Annotated in this window: 13 protein-coding genes and 1 tRNA gene; 4 read left to right on the top strand and 10 right to left on the bottom strand. The window is 67.6% G+C overall.

Features of this window, described 5'->3' with window-relative positions; translation table 11 throughout:
* Positions 1–17: 17 nt before the first annotated feature.
* Positions 18–1,082 (top strand): 2,3-diaminopropionate biosynthesis protein SbnB, encoded by a 1,065-nt coding sequence (gene sbnB / locus ACZ7C5_RS09390; RefSeq protein WP_470322349.1) that lies wholly within the window; start codon positions 18–20, stop codon positions 1,080–1,082.
* Positions 1,079–1,807 carry a DUF4097 family beta strand repeat-containing protein gene (locus tag ACZ7C5_RS09385; RefSeq protein ID WP_470322348.1) on the top strand — a complete coding sequence of 243 codons (729 nt, stop codon included), beginning with the start codon at positions 1,079–1,081 and terminating at the stop codon, positions 1,805–1,807. The genes sbnB and ACZ7C5_RS09385 overlap by 4 nt, the downstream gene beginning before the upstream one ends.
* A 411-nt stretch (positions 1,808–2,218) precedes the next feature.
* Here the strand turns inward: ACZ7C5_RS09385 and ACZ7C5_RS09380 are convergent, their stop codons facing one another.
* The 4 genes from ACZ7C5_RS09380 to ACZ7C5_RS09365 form a co-directional block, all read right to left on the bottom strand.
* On the bottom strand, positions 2,219–4,336 hold the full coding sequence (locus ACZ7C5_RS09380) for an AIPR family protein (protein ID WP_470322347.1): 2,118 nt from the start codon (positions 4,334–4,336) through the stop codon (positions 2,219–2,221).
* Between the two features lie 109 nt (positions 4,337–4,445).
* Positions 4,446–5,228, bottom strand: a complete 783-nt coding sequence (locus ACZ7C5_RS09375; protein WP_470322346.1) for a M48 family metallopeptidase — start codon at positions 5,226–5,228, stop codon at positions 4,446–4,448.
* Positions 5,229–5,233: 5 nt separating this feature from the next.
* Positions 5,234–8,764, bottom strand: a complete 3,531-nt coding sequence (locus ACZ7C5_RS09370) for a type I restriction endonuclease subunit R (RefSeq protein WP_470322345.1) — start codon at positions 8,762–8,764, stop codon at positions 5,234–5,236.
* 116 nt (positions 8,765–8,880) lie between these two features.
* A complete protein-coding gene (locus ACZ7C5_RS09365; RefSeq protein WP_470322344.1) occupies positions 8,881–9,213 on the bottom strand; it encodes a hypothetical protein in 333 nt (110 codons plus the stop codon).
* 358 nt (positions 9,214–9,571) lie between these two features.
* Between ACZ7C5_RS09365 and ACZ7C5_RS09360 the strand changes: the two genes are divergently transcribed.
* Positions 9,572–10,447, top strand: a complete 876-nt coding sequence (locus ACZ7C5_RS09360) for a helix-turn-helix domain-containing protein (RefSeq protein ID WP_470322343.1) — start codon at positions 9,572–9,574, stop codon at positions 10,445–10,447.
* Positions 10,359–10,589 (top strand): DUF397 domain-containing protein, encoded by a 231-nt coding sequence (locus tag ACZ7C5_RS09355; protein WP_470322342.1) that lies wholly within the window; start codon positions 10,359–10,361, stop codon positions 10,587–10,589. The genes ACZ7C5_RS09360 and ACZ7C5_RS09355 overlap by 89 nt, the downstream gene beginning before the upstream one ends.
* Here ACZ7C5_RS09355 and ACZ7C5_RS09350 read toward each other — a convergent pair.
* From ACZ7C5_RS09350 to leuE, 6 genes are all read right to left on the bottom strand, one after another.
* On the bottom strand, positions 10,546–11,748 hold the full coding sequence (locus ACZ7C5_RS09350; RefSeq protein WP_470322341.1) for a restriction endonuclease subunit S: 1,203 nt from the start codon (positions 11,746–11,748) through the stop codon (positions 10,546–10,548). The two genes, ACZ7C5_RS09355 and ACZ7C5_RS09350, sit on opposite strands and share 44 nt — an antisense overlap.
* A complete protein-coding gene (locus tag ACZ7C5_RS09345; protein ID WP_470322340.1) occupies positions 11,738–14,338 on the bottom strand; it encodes a type I restriction-modification system subunit M in 2,601 nt (866 codons plus the stop codon). Before ACZ7C5_RS09345 ends, ACZ7C5_RS09350 begins: the two co-directional genes overlap by 11 nt.
* A 92-nt stretch (positions 14,339–14,430) precedes the next feature.
* Positions 14,431–15,096, bottom strand: coding sequence for an RloB family protein (locus tag ACZ7C5_RS09340; protein ID WP_470322339.1), 666 nt, complete (start codon positions 15,094–15,096; stop codon positions 14,431–14,433).
* Positions 15,096–16,352 (bottom strand): AAA family ATPase, encoded by a 1,257-nt coding sequence (locus tag ACZ7C5_RS09335; RefSeq protein ID WP_470322338.1) that lies wholly within the window; start codon positions 16,350–16,352, stop codon positions 15,096–15,098. Before ACZ7C5_RS09335 ends, ACZ7C5_RS09340 begins: the two co-directional genes overlap by 1 nt.
* Positions 16,353–16,633: 281 nt before the next feature.
* Positions 16,634–16,710 (bottom strand) — tRNA-Thr (locus ACZ7C5_RS09330).
* Positions 16,711–16,793: 83 nt separating this feature from the next.
* A complete protein-coding gene (gene leuE / locus ACZ7C5_RS09325) occupies positions 16,794–17,444 on the bottom strand; it encodes a leucine efflux protein LeuE (protein WP_401080464.1) in 651 nt (216 codons plus the stop codon).
* Between the last annotated feature and the right edge of the window lie 27 nt (positions 17,445–17,471).

The raw sequence follows: 17,471 nt of genomic DNA, 5'->3' as shown, positions 1-17,471 counted from the left end.
CCCGTGGAGAAGTGACCATGTCCCGCATTCCGACGTTCGCCGTGATCTCCGGCGCCCAGGTGCACCAGGCCGTGGCCGGCCGGGAGCAGGCCGTCATCGCGGCGGTCGAGAAGGCGTACCGGCTGCACGGCGGCGGTGAGACCGTCAACCCCGACTCCTACTTCCTGCGCTTCCCCGACCGGCCGTCGTCCCGGATCATCGCCCTGCCGGCCTCGGTGGGCGGGGAGGTGGGCGTGCACGGCCTGAAGTGGATCGCCAGTTTCCCGGAGAACGTGGCCTCCGGCATACCGCGCGCCTCCGCGGTCCTGGTGCTGAACGACGCCGAGACCGGCTACCCGTTCGCCCTGCTGGAGAGTTCGATCATCAGCGCGGCCAGGACCGCCGCATCGGCCGCCCTGGCCGCCCGTGCGCTCGGCGAGGCACGCGGCACCACGCCGCGCCGTCTCGGGTTCGTCGGGGCCGGGCTCATCGCCCGCTACGTGCACACCTACCTCGCGGCGGCCGGGTTCGACTTCGACGAGATCGGCGTGCACGACCTGTCCTCCGAGCACGCCGCGGGTTTCTCCGACTACCTCCGCCGGTCGCAGTCCTCGGACGTCACGGTGCACGCCACGGCCGAGGACCTGATCCGGACCAGCGACCTGGTGGTCTTCGCCACCGTCGCGGGCGAGCCGCACGTGCACGACCCGGCCTGGTTCGACCACAACCCCCTGGTGCTGCACCTGTCGCTGCGCGACCTGTCGACCGAGGTGATCCTCTCGGCCTGGAACGTGGTCGACGACGTCGAGCACTGCCTCAAGGCCGGCACCTCCCCGCACCTGGCCGAACAGGCCCTCGGCAACCGGGAGTTCGTCGCGGGCACACTCGACGACGTGCTCGGCGGACGGATCGCTCCGCCCACGGACCGACCCGTGGTGTTCTCCCCGTTCGGCCTCGGCGTGCTCGACCTGGTGGTCGCCAAGCACGTCTACGACGCGGTCGACGCCGCCGGAGAACTCCGGACCGTGCCCGACTTCTTCCACGACACCGACCGCTACGGCCGGACACTCGCGGAGCCGGCGCCCACGGGTGGCCGAGGGTGATCCGGCCGCAGCGCGTCCGGAACGCCGCCGTCGCCTCCGCCGTCGTGGTGACCACGCTCGGCGGGATGGCCGGCTGCGGGGTCGGCGACCTGGGCGGCGTCGGCGACGGGCCCGCCCACGTGGCGGAGTTCGACTTCGCCGAGCAGGTCACCGAACTGGTGGTGACCACCAACCACGGGAACATCGTCACCCGTCCCGCCGCCGGCGGCACCACCAAGGTCACCGAAACGGTGCGCTACCGGTCGAAGCAGCCGGCCGTCACCAGGAACCAGAGCGGCGGCACGCTCACCCTGTCGGCCGGCGGCTGCGGCTCCGTCCTGGGCGCGAACACGACCTGCTCGGTGGACTACGCCGTCGAGGTGCCCAAGGGCGCCAAGGTCAACCTCCGCGCCTCGGCCGGCGACGTCACCCTGACCGGCACGACGGGCGGCGGCGACCTGCACAGCGAGGCGGGCGACATCAAGGCCGACGGCGTCTCGGGCGCCCTGACGGCGAGCACCGACGGCGGCAACATCAACCTGTCCTTCGCCGCGGCGCCGGGCAACGTGAAAGCCACCAGCTCCGCGGGCGACGTCACCCTCCGCGTCCCGAACGGCCGCTACGCCGTCGACGCCTCCTCCGACGTCGGCGACCGCACCATCCGCGTCACCAACGACTCCTCCGCAACCAACCACCTGCGCCTGCACTCCGACGTCGGCAACGTCTCCGTCCTCCCCACCTCCTGACCACGCCCACCCGCTCCACGGCCGCCACAACGAGAAACCCCAGGTCGGATCCCCGACCTGGGGTTTCCCCATGGAGCCGCCCGCAGGCTCCGAACCCTGGCCCTACACATTACGAGATCATCGACGGTTGTGATGCGCGGCGCCGAGCCATGCCGTCTCGTGACGTTTCAGCTGATCAGAGCGTGTGCGACAGGTTGGCCCGTACCACCCGGTGCCACCCCGTCCATAGGCGTCCGTCCACCGACCGTCCACCAGGGACAGCCGTGAGCGACTCGACAGCGGTTTGGACCGCCTTGTCGCTTCTCTACAAGGGCCGCCCACGCTGTGCAACCCACTGGCGCCCACGGCTGGAGCTGCCCTGCCGCACAGCACTCACCAGCACGGCGCTGCGTCGGAGCGGCCCAGCTAGGCTCAGTCGGACTCGGCGTTACCATCTTGCAGAGCAAAGGCCAGTGCGGCCAGGGTCGCGCCCTCCGACGTCTGCCAGCGGGCCGTACCCTGGTTGGACACCGGCCGCTCTTCCCACTTCGCTTGCCTCCACATCAGCGTGACCAGCCCGGAAGGCGAGTACCTCCGCCCGTCCACCTCCCAGAGCAGCGGCTTCGTCCGGTCGTTGACCCAAGTGACCCGGGACCGCCGATCGTCCTCCGCCAACCATTCGGCCAGGGCCTCCTGCTCGATGGAGTTCATCGGCACAAAGCGCAGGGGCGCCCCTTCCTTGATGGCCTGGTGATCGACCAGCGTAGGCACGGCATTGGGCCGTCGCCGCTTGCGCGCCTGAGTCTGCTTGCCGTATCGGTCGACCAGTTCAGCCGTATCCCCGCCCGTAGCACCAAGTCCGGCAACCTTCGCGGCGAGCTCGCGACACTTGTCAGGATCACTGAGGAGTCCCTGTACCCGGGACGTGTAACCCTTTTCGAGGACGTCAACCAGTGCGGCGAGCTGCGCCCCAACGGCCGCCGGCACCTGGGGCAGGACGTCGCTCTCCCAATCGAGGTCCGGGTCGTCAATCCGATCCGTCCCCAACTGGCGGAACACCAAGTGGCACATCAGGTAGGTCCCGTGCTCCAGGGCGGCGGCAGGGAGCTTCTCGTACGTGGGGCGCAGCCGATGTAGCTCATTACGGATCAGCCGCATCGTCACGACAGAGCGCCATACTTGGAAGGCGCTCGGCTGCGGACGGAAGAGGATGTCGTAGGTCTCCTTGCTACCACGGTCCCACAACGTGTCCAGTGAACTGGCCGTCCTACCCGCGTACTCGGCGTTCGGGTGGGCACAGGCGAGAGCCGCCGCAGCCTCATCCAACGAGCATCCCGTTTCGGGTGAAGGACTCAGTTCACCGCGCTTCACCGAGTACGACTTGCCCAGTTCGGCCCGGAGATCGGCGCGGATCTCCGCCTGAACCGGGTCCAGGGCCGCGAAGTCACGTGGCCCCACCTGGTTCTGTCGGTTGGTGGCCCGGGTGGTGCGCGAGGAGAAGTCGGTCGCACCACCGGTCACGATCACCCGCACGCCTACTCGCGCTGTCGCAGGATCGTCGGAGGACTCAAGCGCTCGTTGAACCGCCCTGACCGTCTGAGCACCGTTGACGACGCTCGCACCGGTGAGCCGAAGAATCACCGGTCCGCCGTGGGGATTTCGCATCGAGTCGTACAACGGATCCACCGTGTCACAGAGCACGGTGATTCCGTTGTTGAAGTACCAGAAAAGCGAGGGTTCGTCCGTCAGTGTGGCGACCAATTCCTCATTCGCGAGGGTGCCGTCCAGCGGGTTTCGGATATTGAGTTCGAAGAGTCGGGTGCCGTGGGTGTCCAGCCAGCCGGCAACCTGCTCCGCTTTGACCACTCCCTGGAACGCCTGGTGGGGCACGTCGAGGGAGAACCACGGATCCATCTTCACCGACATGGCCACGGGCTCCGGTGCGGCGTCCGCACGCGCCCAGTTCCACACATCCGAGGCGTGCAGGAAGCGATGGTCGACCCTGTCGCCATGGGTGTTGAACTCACGTTCTCCGTTGACCAGTTCGTTGAGGACTTCCCTCGACGGCGGCTCGGCGCCCATCAGAACGGTGACCAGAGTGACCCCGACCGCCTGCTCGCTCATCGCCTCCTTGGCCTGCTCGGCCAACAGCTGACCGCGCGGGTTGAACTGGCTGCTTTCTTCCCCGTCGATCAGCCTCAGCCCGGCGAACATCTTGAGGATGGCGTCGGTTCGAACCGTCGCCCGCCCCTGGTCGCTCCACTTCGCCTGCACCAGGTAGACGTGCGGAGGGCTACTCGTGACGGCGATGGCATCAATGCCTTGGTCGTCCCGCCCGTCGATGACCGCTTCCGCTGCGTCCGCGCTCTGCCAGCCGGTGACCATGCGCACGGCCAGGGCTGCCAGCGCTCGGGATCGGAATGCCTTTTTACGCTGGTCCTCGGAATTGCTTTCGAAGTCGGACATGTCGATACGACCGTCGAACGCCGCATCCAGCATGCGGCCGACCTGTCGAACTGCTGTAAGGTCGCCGCTGGTCGTCCTGGCCATGCCCACCCCAAATGTGCTCATTCTGGTCTGCTTCCGCTCGACCGTAGCGCAGATACCGACATCGTCGTAGTCGAATGAAGGACCCGGAGCAGCCACCGGATATCCCCTGCTAAACCACGTCCCCCATCCACATGCGCCGCCCAAGTTCATCGAGCTCCACGCGGCGGGACTCACATTCGGGGAGAGCCGACCTCAGCAGTCGCCAGTAGTCGGCACCGTGCCCGGGGATCCGCACATGCGCCAGCTCGTGGGCAATGACGTAGTCCACCAGGTGCATCGGCAGTTGAAAGAGAGGCCACCCGAGGCTCATGCGCCCAGGCCCGTGGTTCTTCGGCTCGGGCCGGTACACGCCCCACCGCCTGTCGAGATCACGGACGTCCACCACCGGTAGGGATACCGACATCCGAGCTGCCCACGGCTGAAGTCGCCCTGCCGCCCAGGTGTGGCCGGCTCGGCAGTACCAGTCGACCAGAGCCGCCCGTCCGCGGACCGGGTCCTCGGCTTGTTCCCTGCCCAGGACGAGGCGCCCGGCGATCAGGCGCACCCTGCCGTCGGCGGGTGGGTCCGCCACGAGCTTCAGCCGATACGTCCGGCCCAGGTAGCGAAAGACCTCGCCCTCGATCAGCCGCTTCGCGGGATTCAGCGACCGGGTCCGCTCACGTACGCCGACCTTGGCCATCAGCCAGGCCCGGTGCTCACGGACGAACCTCCGCCCGTCCTCGGCCGGACGGCCCTCCGGCGCGTGCAGCGTCAGCCCGGCGTCCGCCTCCACCGTCAGCGCGAACCGCTTGCGGCGGGCGCTGACCCGCACCCGCAGCACCAGGCCGTCCACGGTGAGCCTGTCCCCTTCGGCAAGGGCCAGGGGGACGCGGATATCGGCGAGGGCGGTCACCCCGCCTATTCTCCCAGCAACCTGCCCAGGAACTGCCGCCGGTTGCCCGCCGCATACGCCGTGAGTCTCTGCGCGATGTCCCGCAGGGGTGCCCAGTCCGCGCCGACGACCCGCAGTCCACCCTTGATCAACTGGTTCTGGATGCTGTTCGCCAGCGCGTCGAGGTCCTGGTGCTGCCCCTGAAACGACGCCTTGACCATGATCTGCGCGGCTGTATCGCACACCATGTCGACGAGTAGCCGGGTGGCCCCGTCCCTCCGCACGACTCCCGGGTTCTCCGCGAGCAGCTGCTCCAGCAGCCGGTACACCCGTTGTTCCAACGGGGTGAGCCCCGCGAGCTCCGGGTCCTCCTCGTTCTCTCGCCGAGCCTGCTCGATCAGCGGGCCGAACGCCTCGATCTGCTCCTCGAAGCGTCCGGTGAGCTCCCGGAGGATCTCCTCCAGGCGCTCGGAGAGCTTGCCGTACTTCGCCGGGTCCTCCCGCTTGACCCGCTCCTCCAAGTGGAAGCGGAGCGCGTGCCCCATCTCGGCCGCGGCCTCGCGCGGCGGCATGGCGCGAACCTGGTCGTCGAAGACCGTCGAGGCGAGCGAAACCGGCGCGATGACCTGCTCGATCTCCGGCCCTTCCAGGTGGTCGGCGATCATCGCCCGGACCTTGCGACCGTAGCGCCGCAGGGTGAACGAACCGCCCGACTCATCCCGGTAGAGCCTGCGGATGCGCTTCTGGAGCATCCCCCAGCGCCGGGCGTCGGCGATGTAGTCCAGGCCGTGCTCGTGCGGCAGAACGCGTTCCAGCACGGCGAGGAACTGGTGCAGCACCTCGTCGTACCCGAACCTCGCGGTCTCGTCCTCGAAGGCCAGCGCCGCGGAGCCCAACCGCCCGAGGTGGGAGAGATCCGCCTCTGTCACTCCGTGCGTACGGAGGTAGGCGCGCACCGCCTCAGCCGCCGGCCCGAGGCCGTCGATCTCCTCCGACAGGCTGCGCATCGTGTCGTCGATGTCGGCCTGCTGGTAGGCGGCCAGCGCGCCGGACAGGTGCTCGAAGACACCGTGGTAGTCGACGACATAGCCGACGTCCTTGCCCTGCATCGGCCGGTTGACCCGGGCGACGGCCTGAAGGAGCTCGGCGCCACGGATCGGCCGGTCCAGGTACAGCACCTGCTCGCGCGGGGCGTCGAAGCCCGTGAGCAGCATGGACTTCACGATGAGGAAGGCGATCGGGCTCTCGGGGTGAACGGGGTCGGGTACGGTCGTCGGTTGGCTCTGCGACTGCTCGACAGGCTCCTGGGACCAGGGGTTGCCCGCGACGGCGCTCGTTCCCGGCACGTCCGGCGCCGGTACGTGGAAGGGCGTGGTGGCGACCCACTCCGACTCGGGCGGCAGGTGGGGGAAGGCCTGGTGGAAACGCTCGATGTACGCCTTCTGCCGGTCCTTGTCCGTCCAGTGCAGCCACTCCCGGCGCTTGCGCTCCGCGCCCGGGGAGATGATCGGCACGAAGTCGATGCGGCGCAGCAGGGAGCGGTACTGGTAGGCCTGGTGCAGGTAGCGCAGTCGGCGGGACAGCTTCTCCGGGGGCATGCCGGCCACCGACTCCGGGTCGAACGCGGCGAGTTCGGCCAGGAGGGTATCGCGGGCCAGTCGCAGTGCGTGGTGGTACTCAACGGCCGCCTTTCTGCTGACCGCCGCGACCTGGGCTTTGAAGCCGCCGCCGGGCAGTACCCAGGTCACCCAGTGCTCCAGCATGTCCTCGGCCTTGGCGCGGATCATGGGCTGGGTTTCGGCGACGTCGCGTGCGGTGGGCGAGCGCCGGAGCGCGTTGCGCTCGTCGTCCGTGAGATCGCGGACCAGATCCGCGAAGTTCCGGTCGAGGCCGTCCTTGTCGAAGACCTTGCCCTCACCGGTGCGGCCCTCGTAGCGGATGCGGACGACAACCCTGTCGTGCTCGGCCTCCGCCATCCGGTAGGTGTCGAGGAAGCCGCCGAAGATCCGGCGGGTGTCCTCCAGCCGGCCCGTCATGATCGGCGTGCCCGTGAAACCGATCTTCGCCGCCCTGGGAATGGCCTTGCGCAGGGCGGCGTGCAGCGTGTTGGTGTGTGAGCGGTGGGCCTCGTCGACCAGGACCAGGATGTCGGACGAGGTATTGCACTCGGGGAAGTTCACCACGGGCGGCTGGGTGTCGGCCTCCCGGCCCGCGCCGGCTCGCTCGGCCTCCTGGTACTCCTCCGCCAGGTCCCGGTCGTCCTCGTCGCCCGTCGCCTCGGCGGCGAAGGTGAACCCGGTCCCGTACTTCTGGATCATCGCGAAGACGACCCGCCGCCCGCCGTCCCGTAACAGTCCCTCCATCTCCGAGCGGGTCGCGGCGGTCTCGACGTCGGACTCGCTCAGCTTCAGTGTCTTGGAGAGCTGGTCCTGCAACTGGGTGCGGTCGGTGACGACCACGACCATGAACTCGCTGAGCCGGTGGTGCAGATGGATCCGGCGCACGAGAAACGTCATGGTCAGGCTCTTGCCGGAGCCCTGGGTGTGCCAGATGATCCCGCCGCGCTCGTCGTCGGCCACGGAGCTGCCGCGCGTCCTGCCGGTGAGCAGTCTGTGCACGGACTTCTCCGTCGCCCGGTACTGCTGGTGCCGGGCGACGGCCTTGACCGTCCGGCTTTCCCCGGATTCGGTCTCCACCGGGAGCGGGATGACGTAGTGGCGTACGACGTTGAGGAGCGCGGCGGGGCGCAGGACGACCCCGACGAGCTTGTGCCGCTCGTTCAGCTTGCCGGTGTGGTCAGGCAGCTCCGCCCTCAGCGTCGCCTCGTTCTGCGGCTCGATGCTCCGCCAGGGGTGGAAGTGGTCGGGCGTGGACGTGATGGTGCCCAGATAGGCACTCCCCTCGGTCGCGGCGACCAGCAGCTGCACGGTCCGGAAGAGCTCCGGGACCCCGGCGGGCACGAACAGCGCGGGGTCGTCGCGTTCGTCGTCGGCGACGGGGTCGCCGGCGTAGTGCCGCAGATCGAGCACGGCACTGCGGATCGGGTCGGCGAGATCGGGACTCTTGCACTCCACGGCGACGAGCGGGATCCCGTTCACGAACAGAACGATGTCGAGGACCGACAGCTCTCCGGACCGGTTCTGGACGCGGAGCTGGTCGACGACGGTGAAGTCGTTGAGCGCGGCCCGGTCCTCGTGCCATTCGATGTACTGCACGGTGGCCGAGGCCCCGCCGTGCGCGGCGGACGGGCCGGAGAGGACGAGTCCGCTGAGCAGCAGGTCGGTGGCGTCGAAGTTGGCCTGCGCGACGCCCTTCCCGAGAGAGACGGACGCCAGCTCCGCGATGGACCGCTTGACGTCGGTCCCGTCCATCCAGGGCTCGTGGTCCGATGCCCGGACGTTGATCCGGCGCAGGGCCTCATCCAGCTCGTCCACGAGCAGCGGCGTCTCGACGTCGAGCGTGCCGACCTCCGTACCTGGGACGTGCCGCCACCCCATCGCCTGGAGCTGCGCAACGATGGGCCGCTCCACCTCGTCCCGTTCGGTCTGCACTGCCATGCCCGCGCCTTCCCCCGCCGATCACCGCCCAGGTGATCCATTCTGCGCCATGGGTGGGGTCCGGCGGGAGTGTTCGAACGAACGGGAGTACGGCGGCTACGGCGGGGTCCTGCGGTTCAGGCCTCCGGCAGGGGCCAGTCGCTCTCTTCGGGGACGTCGGAGGCGGATTCGGGAAGGCGGGCACCCCGGCTCTCCGCAATCCGGTGCACCTCGCGCAGCGACTCCGCCAGGCGGGCGGCGAGGAAGCGGAGCTGCGCTGCGGTGACCCGGCGGTCGACCAGCATCTCGGCGGCGTGGCCGAGCAGTTCGGCCGCCATGCCGAGCTGCACGCGCTCGACTCTGTCGGCGGTCCGGGAGACAGGGCCGGCCCCACCACCGATGAGGAAGCAGGGGTTCCCCTCCGAGGTGGTCCACGGCAGCAGTCGCCGCCCGCCCGGCTGGCCGATCACGCGGCCACCTCCGTGCAGCACACGGCGCACTTCCGCGTACGCCGCAGGCGCGCCGGGGTCACAGGGAGCGCACTCACGGACGGCACGCCGGCCGAGCGGTGGCGGCCCGGGGCGGGCCACAGGAGCCGCAGCAGTGGCTCGAAGACACGGGCGATACAGTGCAACACGTCGTCAACTCCACGTAGTTGAGGGCCACACCCCCGGGCCGTCGCAAGCGGTCGCGGGGGTCTTCGGTCTACGGCCGGACGTTCCCGGCCCAGCATCGCTGCGTAGCGACCCACTCACAGAGTGAGACGGGCGGGGTTAGGCTCGCCAGTGGTTGGCAGGTGACACGGCGTCCGTCACACGGGGGTTGACGATGGGAAGCATTTACGGGGACTGGCTCAAGGCGCAACGCGAAGCGGCGGGACTGACCCAGCAGGAGCTGGCCGACGCGGCGTTCATGACCCGCTCGCACATCTCACATATCGAGGCCGGCCGCCGCATCCCGTCCCGGGAGGACGCGCGGCGCCTGGACAAGGCCCTGAACACCGGAGACGTGCTGACCAGCTTCCTGCCGCAGGACGACGCGGCGGTCGCCGATCACTTCGCCACTGCGCGACATCTTGAACAGCAGGCCACGACGATCCACGAGTTCGCTTTGACCTTCGTCCCCGGCATCCTCCAGACGGAAAAGTACGCACGTGCGGTTCTCGGCTCGGCCTTCCCACCTCGGAGTGAAGCAGAGTGTGACAGGACCGTTGTCGCACGCCTTGAACGATCGAAGATCCTCGCCGACCCGGTGACGCCCGTACTGTGGGCCATGCTTGACGAGTCCGTCCTCCGGCGCCCGATCGGCGGTCCTGGCGTCATGGCCGAGCAGATCACACACATCATCCGCTTGGTCGAGGCTCGGCGCGTACGCGTGCACGTGCTGCCGTTCAACCTGGGGTACCACCCCCTGCTGTACAGCATGCTGACGCTGATGTGGTTCGAAGACCAGCCCCCAATCGCCTACACGGAGGCCCTGCGCACCGGCAAGGTGTTCGACAGTCCGGCTATGGTCGAGGAGCTCCAGAGCGCCTACGCTCTTGCGCTGGGCGATGCACTGCCGGCGAGAGAGTCACTTGCACTTCTGAGGGCGAGAGCGAAGGAGTACGGACACCATGACCGACCGCACCATCCTGAGCGCTTCGTCGCTGAGCGGCTGGCGCAAGTCATCCTTCAGCGGCTCCCAAGCGGACAGCTGCGTTGAAGTGCTGGACGGCTACCCGTCTGGAATCCCCGTCCGCGACTCCAAGGACCCGCACGGCCCTGCACTGATCTTCGCAACGGATGCTTGGTCATCGTTCGTCACATCCGTGAAGAGCGGGGAGCTCCCAGCAGATCGTCAATAACTCCTTGCCTGATCTTGCCCAACTTCACGAGCTCCGCTTCCTCAGACTTCTGCCGATCCGACACCGCCGAAACTCGCTTCAGAAACTCCAGCTGCCCAGGAACATCCAGCCTCGGAAAAGGACAGTTGCGCACGTCAGAACCGTTAATACTTGCCTGCGAAATAGCACTCTTCGCATGCGCCCGAAAGTGTTCCTTCGCCAGTGGGCCACCCAGCCAAGTTTCAACAAATTCAGGAACGGCCCGATCGGCATGCACTTTGCACCGCATCATATTAGACTCGAACACGGTCGGCTCCGTCAACTTAACAACGGCGGTTGATTTCCCGACCAGCTCCGGCGTGTTCACCCGGTTGATGATGATATCGCCGACGGCGAGCCCATAGCGGTCGATCTCCCCCCTGCCGAGTGAAACCCGGAGCAAGTCGCGCGTGAGATCCGACGGCCCACCCTTGAAACTATCGATCCGAACAATCGGTGTTCCTTCAGGCCCATACGACGAGGCAGGCTTGTAGATCCCGTTCTGAGGCCCATCGTCGAGAACATCTTCGAAGGTGCCCCGCTCCACATCCGCAGCTTCGGCCATCACGGCGGCCTTCAGCATGCCCAGCTTTGCGATCGACGCCTCGCTGGCACGCTTCTGCGCCGACATGGCGTCGACCACCTCAACAATCCGGCCCTGCTCGGAAAGCGGCAGAAGTGGGAAACTCAATGATGCAAACCTCTCCCCACCGAGGTGAGCGATACTCGTCGTCTGCTTGGCGATGCTAGCGAAAACACCATTGGCCAACCAACGCTCAAAGATCACTTGGGCATATGCTGAGAGAACCAGATCGCTCGGACGAAAGCGCACCAGCGTATTCTGGAAGAAGAACTCTCCTCCGGCGCCGTCGTAGATTGCGCTGCGGCCGACCAGCTCTAGGCTCTGTCCCTCGTTCAGCAGGATGTCGCCCGACTTGAGGCCATAAGTCGCACACTCAGCTTCACTGAATCCCATTGTCTTCACGTCTGTGTAGTCAATGCGCCCTTGAAGCACATTCGCGACCCGCAGGTACGGGCGCTGCCCCGCCGCATCCCTACTCGCAGGTGAAAGCTGCTTACCCATCCGGACTTCGCCGACTTCACGCACCGGGACCCACTGAACCTCGGCGTCAGTTCGCATAGCCAAGCCCCGCCAGGAACCCGTCCAGCTTCGCCGCTGCCTTCTCCCGCTCGACCCGAACCTCCCGCAGTGACACCACGTACTTATCGGCCCACACTCCGTACGCGTCTGCCAGCTCCCGCCGCCGGCGCACCACATGCCCGTCCAGCTTCGCCACCAGATCGTCCCGCAGCAAGTTCAGCACCACGTGCCTCTCCCCTGCTGGGTCCAGCGTCTCCCGTGCCCGGAACAGCCTCGGCGGCTCCTCGCCCAGCGTGGGCGGGTCGCTCGGCCACGGGAACCAGAACTCCGCCTCCAGGCGTTTGATCACAGCGCCCGCCTTCGTACGTCCCTTCTTCACCCACGCCAGTTCCGCCAACTGCTCGGCGCTCAGCGCGACTTCCTCCCGCGTTGGACCGTCGCCGTCCTCCTCGTCCCCGCCCTCGCCGTCCTCCGGCGACTCGGGCTCCGAGTTCAGTTCCTTCCACCGCGCGTCCAGCTCCGCCTTCCGTGCGTCCGCCGCCGCCAGTTCCCTCAGGAAGTCCGGAAGGATCGCCGCGACCACCTTGTGGTCGTACGCCTGGCGCCGCTCAGCGGCCGTTCGCTTGCGCAGCTTGCGGGTCTTCGGATCCTGCTCAGGGGCGAGCAGCGTCTCGACATTCTCGATCCAGCCGTCCAGGACGCCCGCGAACCCGTTCTCAGAGAGCGCGAGGAGGTCGTACTTGGCCTCGTACCACCAACCGGCGACGGCGCCGGCGAGCGCGTGCCGGTCCAACAGCCCGACTCGGCCCAGACGTTCCACGAACGACTCGATCAGCTCGCCGCGCACGGCCATCAGCGCGGTCTTGCGCTCCGAGGGGGTCAGGTCCTCAAGCCGCTCGGGAGTCGCGGCCACCTCCTCCAGCCGCCGGACCTCCGCTGCCCACCATTCCTCGAACATGCCCCGCAGCGCGTCCTCGCGCGGGCGGGCCAGTGCCGCCAGCCGGGCCGCGTCCGGGCGCTGTCCCTCCGGCAGGAAGTCCACGTACTCCGGGTCCACCGGATCGCGCTCGGCGAAGAGGTCGGCGAGGCCCACCCCATAGGCGTCGAGCAGTTCCTTCTTCGCCTCGATCTCCGTACGTGGCACCCCGCCCACCAGGTGCGCCCGCACGTCCTGCGGCTCCGGCGGCGGCGTGTTGTCCACGTAGCGGCGGATGTTGAGGTTGTCCCCGTTGTCGCGCAGCTCCTCACGGCTCACCAGTCGTGAGAAGCCCGGTACCTCCGCGTACGCGTGGAAGGTGGAGGTGATCTTCTCGGCGTGCTCGGGCAGCAGGACGTTCTGCGCCGACTCCTTGCGGTACTCCCGGTCCGCGTTGATGAAAAGGACCTTGTTCGCCCGTGCGGGGTCCTTCTTGCCCGGAGGACGCAGAAGCAGAATGCAGGCCGGGATGCCCGTGCCGTAGAAGAGGTTCGGGGCGAGGCCGATGACAGCCTCGATCGTGTCGTCGTCGAGGAGCTTGGTGCGGATCTCCTGTTCTCCACCCCCGCGGAACAGCACACCGTGCGGCATGACCGTGATGACCATGCCGCCGTGCCCCTCCCGTTTGGTCATCCAGAGCATGTGCTGGAGGAACATCAGGTCGGCCTTGCCGCGCTCGCTGGTGGCCCCGTAGGCCGAGCGCTGTGCGCCGAACCTGAGGTCGCTGAGCACGTAGTCCATGGAGAACGGGGGGTTGCTGAGGACGCCGTCGAAGCGGTCAGTATCAGATGTCGGCACGAGCGCCGGCTCGGCAAGGGTGTCGCCGGTGTGCAGGTCGAAGCGGCGCACACCGTGCAGCACCATGTTCATCGTCGACATGATCCAGGAGCCGCTGTTCGCGTCCTGACCGGCGAAGTACATGTCCGTGGTGTCGCCGCCGTGCTCCTCCACGTACTCCTTCGCGTGGATGAGCATGCCCCCCGAGCCGACGCACGGGTCGTAGATGCTCATCCCCTGCCGGGGGCGGAGCAGCTCGACCATCATCCGGACGACGGCGCGCGGGGTGTAGAACTCGCCGCCCTTCCGGCCGGCCGAATCCGCGAACTCCTTGATCAGATACTCGTACGCGGCGCCGATCAGGTCGGGGAACTCGAAGTCGTCGGTCCGCAACCGGATGCGCCCGAAGTGGGCGATCAGCAGCTTCAGCCGCTGGTCGGCGAGCTTGGCCGCGCCCGCCGCCGCGCCGGAGCCACCGATGCGGTTGAAGTCGAGGTGGTCGAACAGACCCTTGAGCTGGCTGTTCTGGCCTTCCAGCGCCTGAAGGGCGGGGCGCAGCCGTTCCTCGGTGATGTTGTGGGTAGCCGAGGAGATCCGCTCCCAGCGGGCGTCCTGCGGCACGAACAGCACGTCGCGGTCGCTGTACGCGGCAGGCTCGTCCATGTAGCTGTCCAGCGCCTCGCCGGTGAGGTCGAGTTCCTCAGCGACATGCTCCCTGATCCGGTCGCGGGCAGCCTCGAACTCGTCATTGGCACGCTTCAGGAAAAGCAGACCGAAGATGTAGTCCTTGTACTCGGAGGCGTCCATCGTGCCGCGGAGGATGTCCGCGGCGGCGAACAGATGCCGCTCCAACTGCGCGAGCGTGAGCTTGGCCAACGTACGACTCCCTACGACCGGTCTGACGTAGGAACCCTACGGGGACGGGGCGAACGAGCGGAAACCGTTCGCCCGAACCGGTGGGCTTCCGCTCAGTACGACGCGATGCCGAGCCCCTTCTCGACGAAGTCGTGCACGTCGGTGTACGGGTCGCGCTGGGTCAACGGCACGTGCTTGCCGTGCTCCCCGTTCATCTTCTCGGCCCGAGCCTTGGCCTTGATGAATCCGCCCTCGATCTGCGTCGGCAGCACCACCTTGATGTTCCCGGGCTCCTTGACGAACGGCAGCCTGGCTTCCGCATCCCCACACACGCCGCCGAAGGTGCCGGTCACCGGCTTGTGGTGGAGCAGCCGCCACACCTCGAAGCAGGGGTGCGAAAAAGCGACCTGGACATCACCCTCGCGGGCCTGCTTGAGCGCCGTATCGATCGATTCGTGATCGTCCCGGTCGAACAGGCACCAGACCTGCGGCCACAGCTCCTTCTTCACTCCACTGCGCTTCGCACTGCGGGCTTCGTCCCGCATGAGCCGCACCGCCGCCTCGACCAGCTTGATCGGCTTGCGCTGGGAGCCCGGGGCACTCGCGTTGGCGATCCGGACTTCGACCCCCTGGTCGTGCAGGAGGACCAGGCCGGAGACCGCCTCGATGTAGGTGGGTTCGGTGACCTTCCCCTCGGTGAAGACATGGACCACTCGACGGCGCCGGCCGCGCTGCTGCTTCGCCGGCCCCAGCGATTCGTTCCCCTTCGTGCGCGCCATCAGCTCCGCCCCGCCCCTTCCTCGCGCTCCTGCTCGCCCACGGCCAGCAGCCGCCGGGCGATCTGCCCCTCCAGGAGTGAGGGAACCCCCCCGAACGCACCGACCAGGTAGGACCTCATCAGGTCCTCGTCCTCACCAGGCGCCGCGGCGGTCAGCGGATACAGCTCGGTGGCCCCGTCCTCGTCCTTCTCGGTCAGCCACACCTGGTCCGGTTCCAACAGGCGGCCACCACTCGGAGTGGTGAGGACGGACGGGTCGTGCGAGGTGAAGACGAGCTGCGCTCCCCTGGGGTTGGCCTGGGGGTCGTGGAAGAGCCGGACGACCTCGGCGGCGAAGCGCGGGTGCAGGCTGGCGTCCAGCTCGTCGACGAGCAACACCGCCCCCTCGTCGAGCGCCAGTAGGAGGGGGCCGAGCAGTGCGAACCAGGAACGGGTGCCGAGCGACTCGTCACGCCAGTCGAAGGCCACGTCACCGTCGGTCGACCGATGGGTGAGCCTCACCCTGGTTACGCCCTTTTCCTCTTGGACGATCTCCGCTCCGGTGATCCCCAGGTCGGCGACCCGCAGCAGTTCATTGATCCGGCGGGCCTGGTTGCCGGAGAGGGCACGTGTCGTGAACTGTTCCCGTTGCTCCCGTTCGTCCTCCGGATTGATGATCCAGAGATTCCGGCGGAACCAGTGGAAGAGCGCGGAGAGCTGAGGGTGGTTGTCCGTGCCCGCCGTGGACAGGAGAAGGGCATTGGGTCGGGTACGCCGCGCCAACTGCGCGCGGTCCTTGACCCGGCCGCCCGGCCACTCGTACACGTCGGGCCGTGCGGCATCACGGTCGAGCCACACCTGGCGATGACCACGCGGGTAGCTGTGGATCCACTCGGCTTCAACGCGCTTCGGCCCCAGCTCGAACCCGTACGTCCAGCGCACCTCGTCGATGACGACATCGACTTCGAAGAAGCTGGGTTCGTTCTCGTCCGTGGCCTTCAAGGCGAAGGGCCTTCGCGGGATCCCCTCGTACGAAGCCCAACGAGCGTATGAGTTGAGAACGGCCGACCTCATGTCGGTCAGGGCAGCCAGCACGTTCGACTTGCCTGAAGCGTTGGCACCGAAGATTCCGATCAGAGGGAGCACGGATACCGAACGGTCACCGCCGGTTCGAAGCTCACGCGACGCAATCTCCGACTCGCCCTCGGAAAGGATGAAGGACAGCTCCTGTTCGTCCCGTAGTGATCGCACATTCGCGACACGGAAACGGAGCAACATCCCGTCCCCCTCTCTCGTCGATGCGATCAGCGTAGCGGCGTAGGCCTCGCCGGACTGCCCGAACGATGATCTTTGACTCAGCCCCTAGGAACGATTCCTGGCCCAACCCCACCGCAATCGACGAAACCACAAGTCACATATGCCATCCGAGAATCAGTGACTCGGAGGGGAACGACGACCTACGCATTGTGATGTATGGCGTCCAGGCACCCGATCCGCCTTCCCCCTGCCCGCCACAACGAGAAAACCCCAGGTCGGATGCCCGACCTGGGGTTTCACCATGGAGCCGCCTGCGGGATTCGAACCCGCGACCTACGCATTACGAGTGCGTTGCTCTGGCCAACTGAGCTAAGGCGGCACCGTTGCCGTGTGTGGCGGCAACGCGGGCCAGTCTACACAGGTTCGCAGGTGATCCGTAACGGGATGCCGGGGCCGCGGTGGTCAGGCGGAGGAGACGGCGAGCTTGGCGGCGAAGCCGGCGAAGAGGACGGCGACGCCGCTGGTGAGGGAGGCGGAGAGGCGCTTGCGGCGGCGGAAGGCGGTGGCGAGGGTGGTGCCCGCGAAGATCAGGAGGGAGAGGTAGAGGAAGCTGAAGGTCTGGAGGATGCCGCCGAGGAGGGCGAAGGAGAGGGCGGGCTGTCCGTAGGAGGGGTCGACGAACTGGGTGAAGAAGGAGAGGAGGAAGAGGATGGCCTTCGGGTTGAGGAGGCTGATCACCAGGGCGCGGCGGAAGGGGTTCTCGGTGGACTCGGGGGCCGGTTCGGCGGTGGGGTCGGCGACGGCCCGGCGTTCGCGCCAGAGCTGGCGGGCGGCGCGGAGCATGCCGTAGCCGATCCAGAGCAGGTAGGCGGCGCCGCCGAACTTGACCACGGCGAAGACGGCCGGGTTGGCCTTGAGCAGGGAGGCCGCGCCCAGCGAGGTGAGGCTGATCAGGGTGAGGTCGCCGATGAAGACGCCGGCCGCGGCCCGGTAGCCGGTGCGGATGCCCTTGCGGGCCGCGACGGACAGCACGTACAGGGAGTTGGGGCCGGGCAGCAGGATGATGACGAGGGCGCCGAGGACGTACGTCGCCAGGTCGTTGACTCCGAGCACGATGAGCTCCGGTGCGGGGGGAGGGTG

The sequence above is a fragment of the Kitasatospora sp. NPDC036993 genome, from assembly GCF_055607525.1.
This window is presented reverse-complemented; position numbering and strand designations above follow the sequence as displayed.